At 67.1% G+C, this 16,691-nt stretch carries 7 protein-coding genes and 5 pseudogenes; 9 read left to right on the plus strand and 3 right to left on the minus strand.

Annotation, left to right across the window (positions count from 1 at the left end):
* Window positions 1-278: 278 nt before the first annotated feature.
* Entirely contained in the window at window positions 279-1,244 is a 966-nt protein-coding gene (locus PV963_RS01865) for a PaaX family transcriptional regulator (RefSeq protein ID WP_274813848.1), read from the minus strand.
* A 604-nt stretch (window positions 1,245-1,848) separates the two neighbouring features.
* Here PV963_RS01865 and PV963_RS01870 point away from each other — a divergent pair.
* The 8 genes and pseudogenes from PV963_RS01870 to PV963_RS01905 all read left to right on the plus strand — a co-directional run.
* A complete protein-coding gene (locus tag PV963_RS01870) occupies window positions 1,849-3,531 on the plus strand; it encodes a cellulase family glycosylhydrolase (protein WP_274813849.1) in 1,683 nt (560 codons plus the stop codon).
* A 505-nt stretch (window positions 3,532-4,036) separates the two neighbouring features.
* Window positions 4,037-5,332, plus strand: coding sequence for an ABC transporter substrate-binding protein (locus PV963_RS01875; RefSeq protein WP_274813850.1), 1,296 nt, complete (start codon window positions 4,037-4,039; stop codon window positions 5,330-5,332).
* The gene (locus PV963_RS01880) at window positions 5,329-6,303 is read left to right on the plus strand and encodes a carbohydrate ABC transporter permease (protein ID WP_059417739.1); all 975 of its coding nucleotides are present in this window, start codon (window positions 5,329-5,331) and stop codon (window positions 6,301-6,303) included. The genes PV963_RS01875 and PV963_RS01880 overlap by 4 nt, the downstream gene beginning before the upstream one ends.
* Window positions 6,300-7,165 (plus strand): annotated as a pseudogene (locus PV963_RS01885) (carbohydrate ABC transporter permease). The gene PV963_RS01880 and the pseudogene PV963_RS01885 overlap by 4 nt, the downstream one beginning before the upstream one ends.
* An 11-nt stretch (window positions 7,166-7,176) precedes the next feature.
* A pseudogene (gene yicI, locus PV963_RS01890) lies at window positions 7,177-9,428 on the plus strand (alpha-xylosidase).
* Window positions 9,428-10,431 (plus strand): annotated as a pseudogene (locus PV963_RS01895) (LacI family DNA-binding transcriptional regulator). Before yicI ends, PV963_RS01895 begins: the two co-directional pseudogenes overlap by 1 nt.
* An 80-nt stretch (window positions 10,432-10,511) precedes the next feature.
* On the plus strand, window positions 10,512-13,451 hold the full coding sequence (locus PV963_RS01900) for a glycoside hydrolase family 3 protein (RefSeq protein WP_274813851.1): 2,940 nt from the start codon (window positions 10,512-10,514) through the stop codon (window positions 13,449-13,451).
* A gap of 214 nt (window positions 13,452-13,665) precedes the next feature.
* A pseudogene (locus PV963_RS01905) lies at window positions 13,666-13,805 on the plus strand (TetR/AcrR family transcriptional regulator); the annotation flags it as partial.
* Window positions 13,806-14,526: 721 nt separating this feature from the next.
* Here PV963_RS01905 and PV963_RS01910 read toward each other — a convergent pair.
* Window positions 14,527-15,267, minus strand: a complete 741-nt coding sequence (locus PV963_RS01910) for a class I SAM-dependent DNA methyltransferase (protein ID WP_274813852.1) — start codon at window positions 15,265-15,267, stop codon at window positions 14,527-14,529.
* A gap of 269 nt (window positions 15,268-15,536) precedes the next feature.
* The gene (locus PV963_RS01915; RefSeq protein WP_274813853.1) at window positions 15,537-16,010 is read right to left on the minus strand and encodes a winged helix-turn-helix transcriptional regulator; all 474 of its coding nucleotides are present in this window, start codon (window positions 16,008-16,010) and stop codon (window positions 15,537-15,539) included.
* 122 nt (window positions 16,011-16,132) lie between these two features.
* Between PV963_RS01915 and PV963_RS01920 the strand changes: the two are divergent.
* Window positions 16,133-16,511, plus strand: a pseudogene (locus tag PV963_RS01920) (TetR/AcrR family transcriptional regulator); the annotation flags it as partial.
* Window positions 16,512-16,691: the final 180 nt, after the last annotated feature.

Consider the following 16,691-nt stretch of genomic DNA (forward strand, 5'->3'; position numbering starts at 1 on the left):
CGACCTCCGGCATGCCCCGGCCGTATCGGGCGTAATGCGTGTGCCCGGGCTGCGTTGGCCATCCGTAACCCACGCATGGAGATGCCTCCTGTCACCATTGATGCGGAGGTACAAGGCCCGAGGCGGCGAGGAGCGATGCATGCGATCTGCTCTGTGCGGGCCACCTGACTGTGAACGCTCCCACATCGCTTCGAATGACAGAAGAGTCGCGATCGGACCCTCATCTGTCAATCGCTGCGACCCAAATCCCTTTGAACTCAGGGTCAGACCGCCGGGCGTCAGCCGTGGCTGTGACCGATACCAGCACTCATGCCGGCGATCGTATGGGCACTGATGTCGAGGTGCGGACCGTCCGCCAACCGGGCCGCCACCGAACGGACATGCTCCTGAGCCGGGTGGGCCAGACCGTCGTACACCGCGACGCACACTTCCCTCGCCCGGGACCGAGGCCAGTCGGCCGGCAGCAGATCGATGGGCAGCAACGGGTCCAGCACCGGGAAATGACGGTAGGTGTTCATCACCTCGGTACGGGCGCGCACCGCCGCGGCGCCCGTGACACCACCAGCACCGATACGGGGCAGCAGGCCGCTCCACCGCCGGATGAACATCTCGTACTGACCGGCGATGCCGGGCAGGTCCCACGCCTCGATCGGACTGCGGTCGGCCTCCGTCTGCAGATCCACCTGCCGCGCACGGAACACACTCACCGCCCCCAGCGCCAAGCCGGCCAGTTCGGCACGCCCCTTGGGCGTGAGCGGGTGCGGCGACGCCCACACCGCGTCGTACAACGGCGCGAACCCCCGCCACCGCAACGCGGTGCGCAGCGCACGCCGTCGCGCACTCTCCCGTTCCGGCACAGAGAACGCCACCAGGGTCCACCACCCGTCCCACGAGTCGGGCCGCGTGGTGAACGTGGCGATCGAGGCACCACCGCTCCACAGATCCACAGCGGCCTCCCGCGTCAGCCGGTACGAGCTGTACCGCCCCCGCCGACTGCCCTCCAACACCCCCCGACGCGCCAGCCTGCTGATCGTCGTACGGGCGGCACCGGCGGCCACCTCGAACTCCCCCAGCAACGCCACGATCGCCGCCGCCGGCAACCAAACCCGACCCGGGAACGTGTAATCGGCGACCAAGGTGACCACCAAACCCGCTGGCGAAGCATCAGCCTGCCAGCGCGGCGTGCGCACCGGCCGAGTGCCGTCGCCAGAGAAGATCTCCTCGTGTTGGGACAGGTTCGCCAAGATCCGCTCCGACGCATCGAATAGGGCGGTCCCACTGCAACGACCCGACCCGACGACCAGACATGACTCGGGTGTTGCCTCCCGCCGCTCTGTCCACCGATGTCTCCCCCGGCCACCTCGCGCCAGGGCACGCACACCCGCACGTCGCCTGACTGACCGCCGAATAACACCTGATGCCCGGTCGGACACCGAATGAAGCATACTTCCGAGTAACAGAGGGTCTCGCCTGCCGCCCTGGCTGCGAGTGCCACGGACGGTCCGCTGTCATTGCATCAACGAGGCGGCGGCCGGCTGGGCCGGGGCGTAGCCGGCGATGCCCAGGCCGCCCGCAGATGAGCCTGTTCCGGACCCCGAGACAAACTGTGCACGTTCACACCGATTCGCGCGCAACACTTGAAACGATCTCCAGCATGCGCTTACATCGGCACGCGCTTGACCATGTACGTTCACTCGCTGATGCAGGGCCACACTTCCTCCTGTTCCCCCAGGACCAAAGGGGGACCTGTGGTCAAGGGGCAAAGTGGTCGCGCCGAGTTCGCCGAGCTGCTCCCCCCACGCGCGAGCGCTTCCCACTCGTGATCATGCGGGAGCGCACGACCATGCCATGACCACCACCGCGCCCAGGCAGGTAGATCTACTTGGTTTTGACACCCTCAAGACCGGAAGAGAGGAAGTACCCATGGTTTCACCAGCAGGGAAGATCAGAGCCACGTTCCTTGCCGTTGTATTGGCGGTCGCCGCATCTGTCACCGGCCTGACGAACCAGGCATCGGCCGACACCACGACACAGCTGAACGCCTCGCAGATCGTCGCCGACATGGGCGCCGGCTGGAACCTGGGGAACCAGCTGGAGGCCAACTCCAACGGATATCCCAGCGAAACGGCATGGGGCCAGCCGACCATCACGCCGGCCCTCATCGACAAGGTGAAATCCGCAGGATTCAAAACAATACGAATCCCGGTCTCCTATCTGCGACACATAGGCCCCGGCCCGGACTATACGATCAACGCCGCCTGGCTGAACAGGATCCAGGAAGTCGTCAACTACGCCTACAACCGTGGCCTGTACGTGCTGATCAACATGCACGGCGACGGCTACAAGACCATCGACGGCTCCTGGCTGATCTGTGACTCGTCCAACCAGACGGCGATCAGGACCAAGTACCAGAAGGTCTGGCAGCAGATCGCGACCAGGTTCCAGAACTACGACCAGCGCCTGATCCTGGAGTCCATGAACGAAAACTTCGACGGTCAATTCGGCCGCCCCACCCAGCCGTGCTACTCGAACATCAACAGCTACAACCAGATCTTCGTGGACACCGTCCGGAGGACCGGCGGGAACAACGGTTCAAGGTGGCTGCTCGTTCCCGGCTGGAACACGAACATCGAGTACACCGCGGGGAACTACGGCTTCGTGCTGCCGACCGACCAGTATCGCTCCCCCTCCATCCCCAGTAATGAACAGCGCATCATGATCTCCGTTCACTACTACGACCCGTGGGACTTCACCGGAGAGGAAAGCGGCACCATCACGCAATGGGGACGAGCCGCGACCAATTCGTCAAAGACGTCGACCTGGGGGCAGGAGGACTATCTGGACGCGCAGCTGAAGAAGATGTACGACAAGTTCGTCGTGCGGGGGTACCCGGTAGTCGTCGGTGAGTACGGCGCGATCGACAAGTCATCATTCGATTCATCGAACCCCAGGTATCGTGCGGACTACATGCGCGCCGTCGCGTCCACCGCCAAGAAGTACGGAGCGGCCCCGGTCTACTGGGACAACGGAGAAACCGGTCGGTACGGGTTCGGGCTATTCAACCGGCATTCCCATGCGGTGACCCAGCAGGGCATCATCGATGCCATCATGAGCGGCATTGGTGGCGGTGGTGGCAGCCCGGGCCTACCGTCTGCCACCTACAAGATCAAAAACGTGGCGACGGGTAAGTACCTGGACTCGGACGCGAACGGCGCGGTCACCCTCGCCGCCGCCAGCTCGTACGACGACCAGGACTGGGTCGTCACGCAGCACTCCACCGGCGCGTGGACGATCAGGAACGCCAGAACCGGGCGGTTCTACGCCGACTCCGAACCGAACAACGCCGTCATCTGGAACTCCGGCGAAGTCACCCCAGATTCGCTATGGAGGCTCGAATCAACGGCCGGAGGCTTCCGGCTCAACAACGAACAATCCGACAGGCACTACATGTACGGAACCTCGGCCGGCGAAGTGAAATGGAACACCGGATCGGCCGATAACAGCACAACCTGGTCCTTCGAACGCAAGTAGCCAAAATCCAAGAAGATCAGCCTCGATCGTTCATGAGTCCTCGTCGGTTTCCCGACGGGGGCTCTGCGTTTGTGTGGTGCGGTCGACGTCGGCATGCTGCGGGCCGAGCCGGCTGTGCGCCCCCGGGGCGCTCGTGAACACCGCCCAGAGAGGGGCAGCGGAAGTCCGTACCCTACGGCCGGTTCGAGCCGGTGCAGGAGGACCTGGACGCAGTGAGGGCCTGGTCCCGGACCACCGCACCCGCCACCGCCTCACCCCGCGCCACACCAGCGACGGCTTCGATCCTCCCGACCACCACACCGCGTCCGACCCACCGACCCACCGTCCCAATTCCGACGCGCCCCATTGACGCGCCCCCAGCTCCCACATACCTTCCTCCGTCGAAGCGCTTCGACGTCCCGCATCGAAACGATTCGATGAACTCTGCGTGACGCCCCCCCACTACGAGCGTGACGAGCACGACTCACCGGGACAGTGAGCCATCCGACTCCCCTGGAGGCACTGGATGTTGACGGCACGAAGGCGTGTGGTGGCGACCGCTGCGGCGGTTCTGAGCGGCGCTCTGCTCATGGCCTCCTGCGGCGACTCGGACAGTGGTGGATCAGACGGCAAGACGCTGAAACTGTGGCACTACGAAGGTCCGGACAGCGCGATGGGCGTGGCCTGGAACGCGGCCATCAAGGAGTTCGAGAAGACCCATCCGGGGGTCAAGGTGGAGTTCGAGGAGAAGGGCTTCGAACAGATCCAGAAGACCGCCCCGATGGTCCTCAACTCGGACGACGCACCCGACGTCATGGAGTACAACAAGGGCAACGCGACGGCGGGCCTCCTCTCCAAGCAGGGGCTCCTGACCGATCTGTCCGCCGAGGCCACCAAGCGCGGCTGGGACAAGAAGCTCAGCTCCGGGGTGCGGACGACCAGCCAGTACGACACCAACGGCGTGATGGGTTCCGGGAAGTGGTACGGAATCCCCAACTACGCCGAGTACACGATGGTGTTCTACAACAAGGATCTCTTCAAGAAGTACGGGATCCAGGAACCCACCACGTTCGACGAACTCACCGCCGCCATGGACAAGTTCGTCGACGAGGGCATCACCCCGCTCGCCAACGCGGGCGCCGAGTACATGGCCGGGCAGTACCTCTACCAGCTCGCGCTGTCGAAGGCCGACCGCGCGTGGGTCGACTCGTACCAGCTCTACAAGGGCAAGACCGACTTCCACGACGCCGCCTGGACCTACGGCGCCGAGACCTTCGCGGACTGGGTGAAGAAGGGCTACATCAGCAAGAAGTCCAGCGGCACGAAGGCGGAGGACGCCGGGGTCTCCTTCATCCAGGGCAAGAGCCCGATCCTGTTCTCCGGCAGCTGGTGGTACGGCCGGTTCGCCGCGGAGAACAAGTTCGACTGGGGCACCTTCCTCTGGCCGGACTCGGACATGACCCTCGGTTCCGGCGGCAACCTCTGGGTCGTCCCCAAGGGCGCCAAGAACAAGGAGCTGGCGTACGACTTCATCGACATCACCATGTCGAAGAAGATCCAGAACCTGCTCGGCAACAAGGGCGGCGTCCCGGTGGCGGCCGACCCCGCCGCCATCACCGATCCGCAGGCCAAGGCGCTCATCGCCAACTTCAACACGCTCTCCGAGAGGGACGGCCTGGCCTTCTACCCGGACTGGCCCGTTCCCGGCTTCTACGACGTCCTCGTCTCCGAGACGCAGAAGCTGATCACGGGGAGCGCGAAACCGGAGGCCTACCTGGACGCGGTGCAGGAGGCGTACGACAAGGGCGCGCCGAAGACGTGACAGTCACCGTCGAACGGGGAGCACGGGGCGGCCGGGTCACCGAGAAGCATCAGCACGCGAAGGGCCCGCGCCGCCCCCGGGACTCGTACACCCTGTTCCTGCTCCCGGGGATCCTCGCCTTCTTCGCGATCATCATCGTGCCGTTCCTGATGAACACGGGCGTGAGTTTCACCGAGTGGCAGGGCGTCGGCACTCCGAAGTGGGCCGGGCTCGCCAACTACCGGGAGCTGATGGGCGATTCGGAGTTCTGGGCGTCCTTCCGGCACAGCCTCTTCATGGTCGTGGCGATGGCGGCGGTACCGACGGTGATGGGGCTGGTTCTCGCGGCCGCCCTGTTCGACTTCGTCGGCAAGCACTTCGGGACGAAGACGGTCGCCGTGCTCCGCGCCTGCTTCTATCTCCCGCAGGTCCTGCCGATCGCGGTCGCGGGCATCGTATGGAGCTGGATCCTCGCGCCGGAGAACGGCTCCCTGAACGAACTCCTGAAGGCCATCGGGCTCGGCAGCCTCCAGCAGGACTGGCTCGGCGACCCCGACATCGCGCTCTACAGCGTGATGGGCGTGATGGTGTGGGTGCAGATCGGCTTCCCGCTGGTCGTCTTCATGGCGGGGCTGCAACGCGTCGACCCGCAACTGTACGAGGCCGCCGAGCTGGACGGCGCCGGCTGGTGGCGACGGTTCTGGCACGTCACCCTCCCCCAGATCCGGCCCGAGATCTACGTTGTCCTCCTCTGGTGCACCATCGCCGCGCTCAAGGTGTTCGGCGCGGTGTACGTCCTCACGAAGGGTGGGCCCGGCGGTGCGACCAACGTCCCCTCCTACTTCTCCTTCACCACCTTCTTCGAGAAGACCCAGGTCGGCTACGGCGCTGCGATCTCGACCGTGCTGACCGTGGTCATCCTCGTGCTGGCGCTCATCGGCCTCAAGCTCCAGACCCGCGCCGAGGACGCCGAGGAAGGGCTCCGCACATGACAGCCGTACAAGCCGTACGCACCACATCACGCCGGCCCGTCCGCTCCGTCGTCGGCCGCTGTCCCGTCCTCGTCGCCCTGTTCATCGGCGCCCTGTTCATGGTCCTGCCCTTCCTGATCGTCGCGATCAACGCGGTGAAGTCGCCCGCCGAGTACTCGGCGAACGGCCCGCTCAGCCTCCCCGAGGGCGTCTACCTGGACGGCCTGAAGGACTTCTGGGAGCGCGTCGACTTCGGGCAGAAGCTCGTGAACTCCGTACTGATCAGCGGCAGTGTGGCTCTCCTGGCCGTAGTCCTGTCCGTCCTCAACGCGTACGCGATCGGCGTCGGCCGCATCAAGGGCCGCACCTGGGTGCTCGCCTTCTTCGTCCTGGCGAACATGCTGCCGCAGGAGGCGCTGGTCTACCCGGTCTACTACCTGAGCAAGGAAGTCGGCCTGTACGACACCCGGTTGAGCGTGATCATCGTCTTCACCGTGGTCCAGGCCGCGTTCGGTACGTATCTCCTCTCCTCCGTGCTCGGCCAGTTCCCACGCGAGATCATCGAGGCCGCGCGGATCGACGGGGCGAACAAGTGGCAGGTGCTGTGGCGGATCGTGGTTCCCGTCAGCCGCCCGACCATCGGCGTACTGCTGGTCTTCTTCTTCATCTGGACCTGGAACGAGTTCCTGCTGCCCCTGGTCATGCTGATCTCCAACGACAACCAGACCGTGTCAGTGGCGCTCGGCGTGCTCCAGGGCCAGCGCCTGATGGACGCCACGATGACGAACGCCGCCGCGCTGCTGGGCGTGCTGCCGCCATCGTCTTCTTCCTCGTCTTCCAGCGGACCCTCACCCGTGGGATCGCCGTGGGTGCCGTCAAGTAAGGGGTACGGGAGTGAAGTTCACCGATGGCTACTGGCTGCTGCGCGAGGGCGTGACCGCGGCCCACCCGGTCGAGGTCCTCGATGTGTCCGACGGTTCCGGCACCCTGGAGATCCACGCGCCGACCCAGCCCATCCGCCACCGCGGCGACCTGCTGAAGGGACCGGTCGTGACGATCAGCGCGCACGCGCCGATGCCGGACGTCATCGGCGTCACGTTCACGCACTTCGAGGGCGAGGAGCCGCACGGGCCCCAATTCGAGCTCAGCAAGGAGGAGTTCACGGCCCACACCGGGTACGACGAGGAATCCGCGACCCTCACCGCGGGCGCCCTGTCCATAAAAGTGAGCCGCACAGGGCCCTGGCACGTCGACTTCCTCGCGAACGGCCGCACCCTCACCTCCAGCGGCCCAAGGGCATGGGCATCATGCGGGACGCCGGCACCGGCGGCAACTATCTGCGCGAGCAGTTGAACCTCGGCGTGGGCACGCAGGTCTTCGGGCTCGGCGAGCGCTTCGGGCCGCTGGTCAAGAACGGCCAGGTCGTCGACATGTGGAACGCCGACGGGGGCACGGCCACGGAACAGGCGTACAAGAACGTGCCGTTCTATCTGACGGACGCGGGCTACGGCGTATTCGTCGACCATCCGGGCCGGGTGTCGTTCGAGGTCGGCTCGGAGGCGGTGTCCCGGGTTCAGTTCAGCGCCGAGACACAGCAGTTGACGTACTACGTCATCTACGGCCCGACCCCGAAGGACATCCTCCGCAAGTACACGGCACTCACCGGCCGCCCGGCGCTGCCGCCCGCCTGGTCGTTCGGGCTGTGGCTGTCGACGTCCTTCACCACCTCCTACGACGAGACCACCGTCACCTCCTTCATCGACGGCATGAAGGAACGCGAACTCCCGCTCTCCGTCTTCCACTTCGACTGCTTCTGGATGCGCGAGTTCAACTGGTGCGACTTCGCATGGGATCCGCGGGTCTTCCCCGACCCGGAGGGGATGCTGGCCCGCCTCAAGGAGCGCGGCCTGCGCATCTCCGTATGGATCAACCCGTACATCGCGCAGCGCTCGCCGCTCTTCGCGGAGGGCAAGGCCCTCGGGCATCTGCTGAAGAGGCCGGACGGGAGTGTCTGGCAGTGGGACCTGTGGCAGCCGGGGATGGCACTGGTCGACTTCACGAGCGAGCCCGCCCGGCAGTGGTACGCGTCGAAGCTGGAGGCGCTGCTCGCGCAGGGCGTCGACTGCTTCAAGACCGACTTCGGGGAGCGGGTCCCGGTCGACGTCGCGTACGCGGACGGCGGCGACCCCGAGCGGATGCACAACTACTACTCGTACCTGTACAACCGCACGGTCTTCGACGTGCTCAGCAAGCACCGGGGTGAGTCCGAAGCCGTCGTCTTCGCCCGCTCGGCGACCGCAGGCAGCCAGAAGTTCCCCGTGCACTGGGGCGGCGACTGCGAGGCGACGTATGAGTCGATGGCCGAGTCGCTGCGCGGCGGGCTCTCCCTCGGCCTGTCCGGGTTCGGCTTCTGGAGCCATGACATCGGCGGCTTCGAGGGCACGCCGACGCCCGCCCTCTTCAAACGGTGGATCGCCTTCGGCCTGCTGTCCTCGCACAGCCGGCTGCACGGCAGCTCCTCCTACCGCGTCCCCTGGCTCTTCGACGAGGAGGCCGTGGACGTCCTGCGCCTCTTCACCCGCCTGAAGCTGCGCCTCATGCCGTACCTGTACGAGACCGCCCGCGCCGCGCACTCCGAGGGTGTGCCGATGATGCGCGCGATGGTCCTGGAGTTCCCGGACGACCCCGGGTGCGCGCATCTGGAACGGCAGTACATGCTCGGCCCCGACCTGCTGGTCGCGCCCGTGTTCTCCGACGAGGGAGACGTCTCGTACTACGTCCCCGAGGGCACCTGGACCCACTTCCTCAGCGGGCAGCCGGTGACCGGGCCGCGCTGGGTGCACGAGCGGCACGGCTTCCTGAGCGTTCCGCTGCTGGTCAGGCCGGGTGCGGTGATCCCGGTGGGGGCCGTGGACGACCGGCCCGACTACGCGTACGCCGACGGCGTCACCCTGCACGCGTACGGGCTCGACCGCGGCGCCCAGGTGACGGTGCCTGTGGGAGACGTGACCTTCACCGTCGTCCGCGAGGGGGACACGCTGCGGGCTTCCTGCAACGCCCCCTCGGCGCCCTGGGGGCTGGCCTCGGGCGGACGTGAGGTGCGGGCGAAGGCCGGCACCGGATTCCTGACGGTGGAGCTCGGCTGATGGTCAAGATCACCGATGTGGCGCGGCACGCCGGGGTCTCCCCCAGCACGGTCTCGTACGCCCTGAGCGGCAAACGCCCGATCTCCGAGGAGACCCGGCGGCGCATCGAGGCGTCCATCCTCCAGCTCGGCTACAGTCCGCACGCCGGGGCCCGGGCGCTGGCGAGCAGCAGGTCGAACGTGCTGGCGCTGGTGATCCCCTTGCGGGCCGGCATCCATGTGCCGGTGGTGATGCAGTTCGCGGTGTCGGTGGTGACCTCCGCCCGCCAGTACGACCACGACGTGCTGCTGCTGACGCAGGAGGAGGGTGAGGCGGGGCTGCGGCGCGTCGCGGACACGGCACTGGTCGACGCGCTGATCGTGATGGACCTCCAACTCCACGATGCTCGGCTGCCGTTGCTGCGCGCCCTGGACCGGCCCTCGGTGCTGATCGGGTTCCCCAGGAGCCGGAGGGGCTGACCTGCATCGACCTGGACTTCAGGGCGGCGGGTGAGCTGTGCGTCGAGCATCTGGCCGGGCTCGGGCACCGGGTGATCGGACTCGTGGGGTCACCGCCCGAGGTGTACGTACGGGAGACGGGGTTCGCCCAGCGCGTGGTCCAGGGCTTCACCGCCGCGGCCGACCGGAACGGGCTGTCCTCCTCGGTCCACCCCTGCGAGTCGACTCCTGCGGCGGCCCGTCAGGTCGCCGAGCAACTCCTGCGGGAGCGGCCCGCGTTGACTGGTGTCGTCGTGCACAACGAGCCGGTCCTGGAGCCACTGATCGACGCGTTCGAGGGGCTCGGCCTACGGGTTCCGAGGGATCTGTCGGTCACCGCGATCTGCCCGGACGAACTGGCCGAGCGCGTCCGCGTCCCCGTCACGTCGATCGCCATACCGGCCGCCGAGGTGGGCGCTGGGGCGGTGGACCTGCTGATGAAGAAACTCGGCGGCGGTACCGCACCGGAGGCGACTCTGCTGTCACCGCGGCTGACCGTGCGGGCCAGCACCATGCCCCGCCCCTGAACCACCCCCCACCCCACTCCCCCACGGAAGCAGTCTTGTCCAAGCTCCAAATGCAAGGCCCTAGTTGAAGGAGCCGTGCCATGAAAGGCAAGAGAAGACGGAGAACCACCGTGGGACGGGGCGTCCCCGCCCTGGCCCTGGGCCTGACCCTGGTCGCGGGACTCGGCGTCACGGCCACGGGAACGGCCGCGGCGGACGACCCCGCGTACGCCTTCCGCAACCCGAAGCTGTCCGTCGACCGCCGTGTCGACGACCTCCTCGCCCGCCTCACCCTCGACGAGAAGATCTCTCTGCTCCACCAGTACCAGCCCGCGATCCCCCGCCTCGGCATCCAGTCGTTCAAGACCGGCACAGAGGCCCTGCACGGCGTCGCCTGGCTCGGCGAGACCACCGTGTTCCCGCAGGCCGTGGGCCTCGCGTCGACCTGGGACCCGGCGTTGATCAAAAAGGTCGGTGCGGCGGTGGGCGACGAAGCACGCGGCTTCCAGCAGGAGCGCCCGGCCGGCTGGAGCCTCAACCTGTGGGCCCCGGTGGTCAACCCGCTGCGTGACCCGCGCTGGGGCCGCAACGAGGAGGGCTACTCCGAGGACCCGTACCTGACGAGCTCGATGGCGACCGCGTACGGTACCGGCCTCACCGGCGGCGACCCCGACCACCTCAAGACGGCACCCACGCTCAAGCACTTCCTCGGCAACAACAACGAGGTCGACCGCACCACCACCTCGTCCGACCTGCGTCCACGCGTGCTGAAGGAGTACGAGGAGCCGGCCTTCAGGCCGTCGATCGAGGCGGACGCGGCAACCGGCGTGATGTCCTCGTACAACCTCGTCAACGGCCGCCCGGCGACGGTCAATCCGGCGCTGGACGACCTACGCGCCTGGACCTCCCACGACCTCCTGAACGTCACCGACGCCCACGCGCCCAACAACCTGACCGGCACCGGCAGTCAGAAGTACTACGGCACCCTGACCGAGGGCAACGCGGCCACGCTGAAGGCGGGCATCGACAGCTTCACGACGGACGACACGAACTCCGTGCGGACCACGACGGCGATCAAGTCGGCCGTGTCCACAGGTCTGTTGAAGGAGTCGGACGTCGACACGGCGGCCGGGCACATCCTGAGCATCCGCGTCCGGCTCGGTGAATTCGACCCGGGCGGCGGGAAGTACGGCTCCATCGACAAGTCCGTCATCAACAGCCCGGCCCATCAGAAGCTGGCCCGGAAGGCGGCGGCCGATGCGGCGGTGCTGCTGAAGAACTCGGGTGGCGCCCTGCCCCTGAAGGCCTCCGCGTCCCAGGACGTGGCGGTCGTGGGCCCGCTTGCCGACACCCTCTACACCGACTGGTACTCGGGCGCCCTGCCGTACGCCGTGACGCCCAAGGAGGGCATCGCCGCGAAACTCGGCACGTCGGTCGCGAGCAGTGAAGGGGTGGACCGGATCACGCTGAAGAACGCGGAGAGCGGGACGTACGTGACGGCGGGGACGGACGCCGACGGCGAGGCGCTGAAGGAGAGCGCGTCCAGTGGGGCCGAGGCCCAGTTCGACGTGTTCGACTGGGGCGCCGGCATCGTGACCCTGCGGTCGGCCGCGAACGGCAAGTACGTCGGCTACAACTGGTCGAACTTCGTCAACGACCAGGTCCAGCCGAACGGTTGGTTCGTGCAGCAGCAGTTCGCTCTGGAGGAGCAGGCCGACGGCACGTACCTGCTGCGGTACGCGGGCTACGAGACCCGGGAGCCCTGGTGGTCGAACCCGGTCTACCTCGGCCCGACCGGCGACGACGGCACCCTCGGCCTGGTCACCAAGGCCGAGGCCGCGCGCTACACCAAGGACGTCGTCCGCAGCGGCGCCGAGGAGGCCGTGGCGGCGGTGAAGGGCAAGGACGCGGCGGTCGTGGTGGTCGGATCCATGCCGGCGATCAACGGCCGCGAGAACGACGACCGTGAGGACATGAGCCTGGCCCCGTCCCAGGAAGCCCTGGTCAAGGCGGTGCGCGCGGCCAACCCGAAGACGGTCGTGGTCGTGGAGAACAGCTACCCGACCACCCTCGGCGCCCTCCAGAAGGAGGTCCCCGCCCTCCTGTGGACCACCCACGCGGGCCAGGAGACCGGCAACGCCCTCGCCGATGTCCTCTTCGGCGACGTGAACCCGGCCGGACGGCTCACCCAGACCTGGTACGAGTCTGAGGCCGACCTCCCCTCCATCCTGGAGTACGACAACATCAAGCACGACCGCACGTACCAGTACTTCAAGGGCGACCCGCTCTACGAGTTCGGCTACGGACTCTCGTACTCCTCCTTCCGTTACGGGCAGTTGAAGCGCTTCGACGGCGGATACGAGGTCGCCGTCACGAATACCGGCAAGCGTGCCGGGGACGAGGTCGTGCAGCTCTACACCCACCAGCGCGTCTCACGCGACAAACAGCCGTTGAAACAGCTGGAGGCGTTCCAGCGGGTCTCGCTCAAGCCGGGCCAGACGAAGACCGTCAAGCTGAGGCTCATGACGAAGGACCTCGCACACTGGGACGTCACCCGTTCCAAGTGGGTGGTCGAGAGCGGCACGTACGACGTCCTCGTGGGCGCGTCCTCCGAGGACATCCGCTCCCGTACATCCCTGAGGGTGCGCGGCGAGACGATCCCGGCCCGGGATCTCTCACGGCCGACCCGGGCCGAGAACTTCGACGACTACGAGGGTGTGCGGCTGGTCGACGAGTCCAAGGTCCGCGGAACCGCGGTGGGGGCTTCGGCCGACGGGGCCTGGCTCGAGTTCGCCGATGCCCAACTGGGCTCCGGCGCGGTGAAGTTCAGTGCGCGGGTGGCCGGAGCGGCCGGCAACGTCGAGATACGGCTCGGCTCGCCGACCGGCGTGCTCATCGGCACGGCGAAGGCGTCCGGAACGGGGTCGGTGTACACGTACGAGACGGTGAACGCCTCTCTGTCCGCCGCCGCGAAGGGGCGCCAGGACGTGTACCTCGTGCTGAGCGAGGGCCAGAGATTGTCGACGTTCTCGCTGCGCTGACCCGGACGGCGAACCGCCGCCCGCCACACGACACGCGAACCCGCCGCCCAGGGCGCCGAAAGGCCGCCCTGGGCGGCACCTCACGTCAGCACTCGCTCAGCCAGGTCTTGAACGCCTGCTTCGAGCCGTCCGGGTAGAGCACCTACAAGGCCGTTCTGACCAGCGCGGACGGTCTCGCCTCGCCCTCCGCGACCGGGGTTCGCGGCGACCGGCTGTGCGGTACGCGAAAGAACACAAGCCGGAGACAAGGCAGCGGATCATTGCGACGGCCGGTCGCCGGCTCGAGCGGGACGGCATCGACGGCTCCGGAGTCGCGAGCTCATGAATGACGCGGTCCTGACCAACGGCGCCTTCTAGACCCACTTCGCATCCAAGGACAGCCGCGTCGCCACTGGGCCGAGAGAAGCTCGGGCTCCCCCTGGACATCGTCCGGCGCGCCGTCGACACGACGGGGTTCGTGGTGCTGCCGCAGTTGGGTGGTGGAGAGAACGCTTAGCTGGCTGTTGCCCTCGCGTCGCCTGGTGCGTGACTACGACACGCTGCTCGCCTTGCACGAGTCCATGGGGCTGTGATCAATGACCATGCTGATGAGCAGCCGTCTGGCCGGACGCAGCCCCGGTGCGTTTAGCCGGCCGGCACCGCGAGCGCGGTGAACACCCCCGGCCGCAGCTGCAGAGCCCACCCCCGCTCCGCGAAGCGCTTCGCCCTCGACCGTCGCATGCCCTCCGGCACGCTTCCGATTCCAGCACCGACACGATCCGCTGGTGGTCCGGCACGAGGACCGACGCCACCGTGCCGTCGACCGGTGCGACACCGGCGAGCCCGCCACCGAACCCCGCTGCGCCTCGGCGGCCGAGGAAGCCCCCCGACTGGGCGCGCGTCATGTTGCATCGGCGTCGCAAAACCGTCGTGGCCTGCGACACTGCCATGACCGCATCCACTCAAAACGGCCTGCCAAAACAGACACGCAGTAGTCACTGGAGAGCCGGATACCGGGAAACCGTCATGTCCGGTTCGGCGGGAGACCGCGCGGAACAGGACCTGCCCCGGCGGGCACCTCACCGTGCGGCCGACCTCAGGTTGGCTTGCGCCACACGGAGATGTGCTTCGCGGAGTCCTGGGTGAACGGCGCCCCGTCCCAGTCCGCGACGCGACGTTCCAGCTCGAGCCCAGCGATCCGTGCCATCAGGTCGAGCTCTGCCGGCCAGGCGTACCGGTGCCGGGAGTTGCCGCGACGGTAGCGGCCGTCGTCGCCGTCGCGGGTGAAGTGGTGCGAGACGAGAATCTGCTCCACCAGGTCAAAGGTGTCGAAGCCGAGATGCTGCTCGGAGACGTCGAACGGAACCGCGACCTGGCCGGGCGGCAGGAACCGCAGCGGCGGCACGCCCAGCTCGATGACGAATCGGCCGCCGGGCTCCAGATGACGTGCGGCGTTGCGGAAGCACTCGACCTGCTCGTCCTGCGTGAGCAGGTTCGTGATGGTGTTGTAGACGAGATAGACCAGGGTGAACTCGCCGGGGACCACGGTGGCAGCCATGTCCCCGATGGCTACCGGAAGCGTGCTCTCGTCGATCTTGCGCCGCAGAACCGCTGCCATGTGCTCGGACAGTTCGATGCCCACTACCGGCACGCCGCGTTCCCGGAGCGGGACGCCCACTCGTCCGGTTCCGATGGCGAACTCCAGCGCCCGGCCGTCGCCGGCGAGCTCGGCGAGGAAGTCGAGAGTCGGTCCGAGAACGGCAGCCGAGGACATTTCGGTCTCCTCGGCGTCATAGCGGTCAGCGGTCGCGCGGGTCCACAGTTCACTGCTCGTCACGGGCGGCCACTTTGCCGAGTACCGAGGGGCGCTGTCGACGTATTTATCTTCCAGCGGTTCGGACTGAACAGTTCGGCCGGCCAAGCCACGCCACACCCCCGGATCAACGGTTCCGGAGTGATCCAACCACCTGAAGATCAGGTTAGGAGTTCTGAAGCCCGTCGGCCCCACGACCCTCGCCGCCGACCCCACACTCGCGCTGGCGCTCATCGCTCAGGACGCCGTGGACTTGCCCCTGTCCGCCGAGAGGGGGCGGTCCAGGCAGCAGCTCACTCGGGCGACCTCATACGAAAGGCCGGACCGGGGACGCTCTCGATGTCCTTCGCCTGCACCGGGTGGCCTCGTTTGCAGCGGATCTGGACGTCGACGTGCGCGCCGCACTCGCGGTGTCGCGCCAGGACCGCCGGCCCCTCCGGGTCGGCGCGGTAACGGTCGCCCCACTGCAGCAGTCCCATCACGGCCGGCACCAGATCCATGCCCTTAGGAGTGATCACATACTTCGGCCGACTCCGCGAACCGGGCTCCTTGTAGGTCTCGGTGGCCAGGACCCCTTCCTCCACCAGCATCCGGAGCCGCGTCGCCAGGAGGTTGCGAGGACAGCCGAGGACGCGTTCGAAGTCGCTGAAACGGGACGAGCCGTACCAGACCTCGCGCAGGATCAGGATCGTCCACTTCTCACCCACGATCTCAAGAGTCCGCGCGATGGAGCAGTTGGACGTGTCCCGGTCCAGTCGGGGGTCCATGCCGGTGTCTTGAAGAACTTCGGTCCACGCATCCATGGGAGCGATTCTAACCGAGCTTTAGTTTACTTTTATATACCCAGCCATCGCCACCATGATCGGCCACTCACCCCGGTTACGCACCAGAAAAGGCCGGCCGCCGATTCAAGCAGGACAGGATGACGGCTCGGGCATCTCGACACTGATGGCGGACGCCGGGCTCACCAACGGAGCGTTCTACGCTCACTTCGCCTCCAAGGACGACCTCGTCACCAACGTTGTCGCCGATGAACTGCGCACGCAGGTGGAGAGGTACGACACGCTGCGGCCCGGCCGACAGGGACTCGAGGACTTCGTTCGCGGCTATCTGTCGCCCGAGCACCGTGACCAGCCCGGCACCGGATGCCCCTCCGCCGCGCCATGATGGTGGGGACGCTACAACTGTCCCGCGCCCTCGCCGACCGTGAGTTCGCCGACGAGGTCCTCGAGCAGGGAATCGAGAACGCCCACATGTTCATGCACTGAGAGTTACGACCGAGCCGCAACAGTGTGGTGGTCGACCTCCGCCGGGCGATGCGCGAGGGTATTGAGCCGAGCCCGGATGCGATAACCGTTCCGCGCGTCCGAGCATGAACACTCGCGCGTCGACCACCCGGGCCGGAGAAGCCTCCAACGTCTCCAGCGCACGTGCCGCCCGCCCGTGCC

The sequence above is a fragment of the Streptomyces coeruleorubidus genome, from assembly GCF_028885415.1.
Lineage (GTDB): Bacteria > Actinomycetota > Actinomycetes > Streptomycetales > Streptomycetaceae > Streptomyces > Streptomyces coeruleorubidus_A.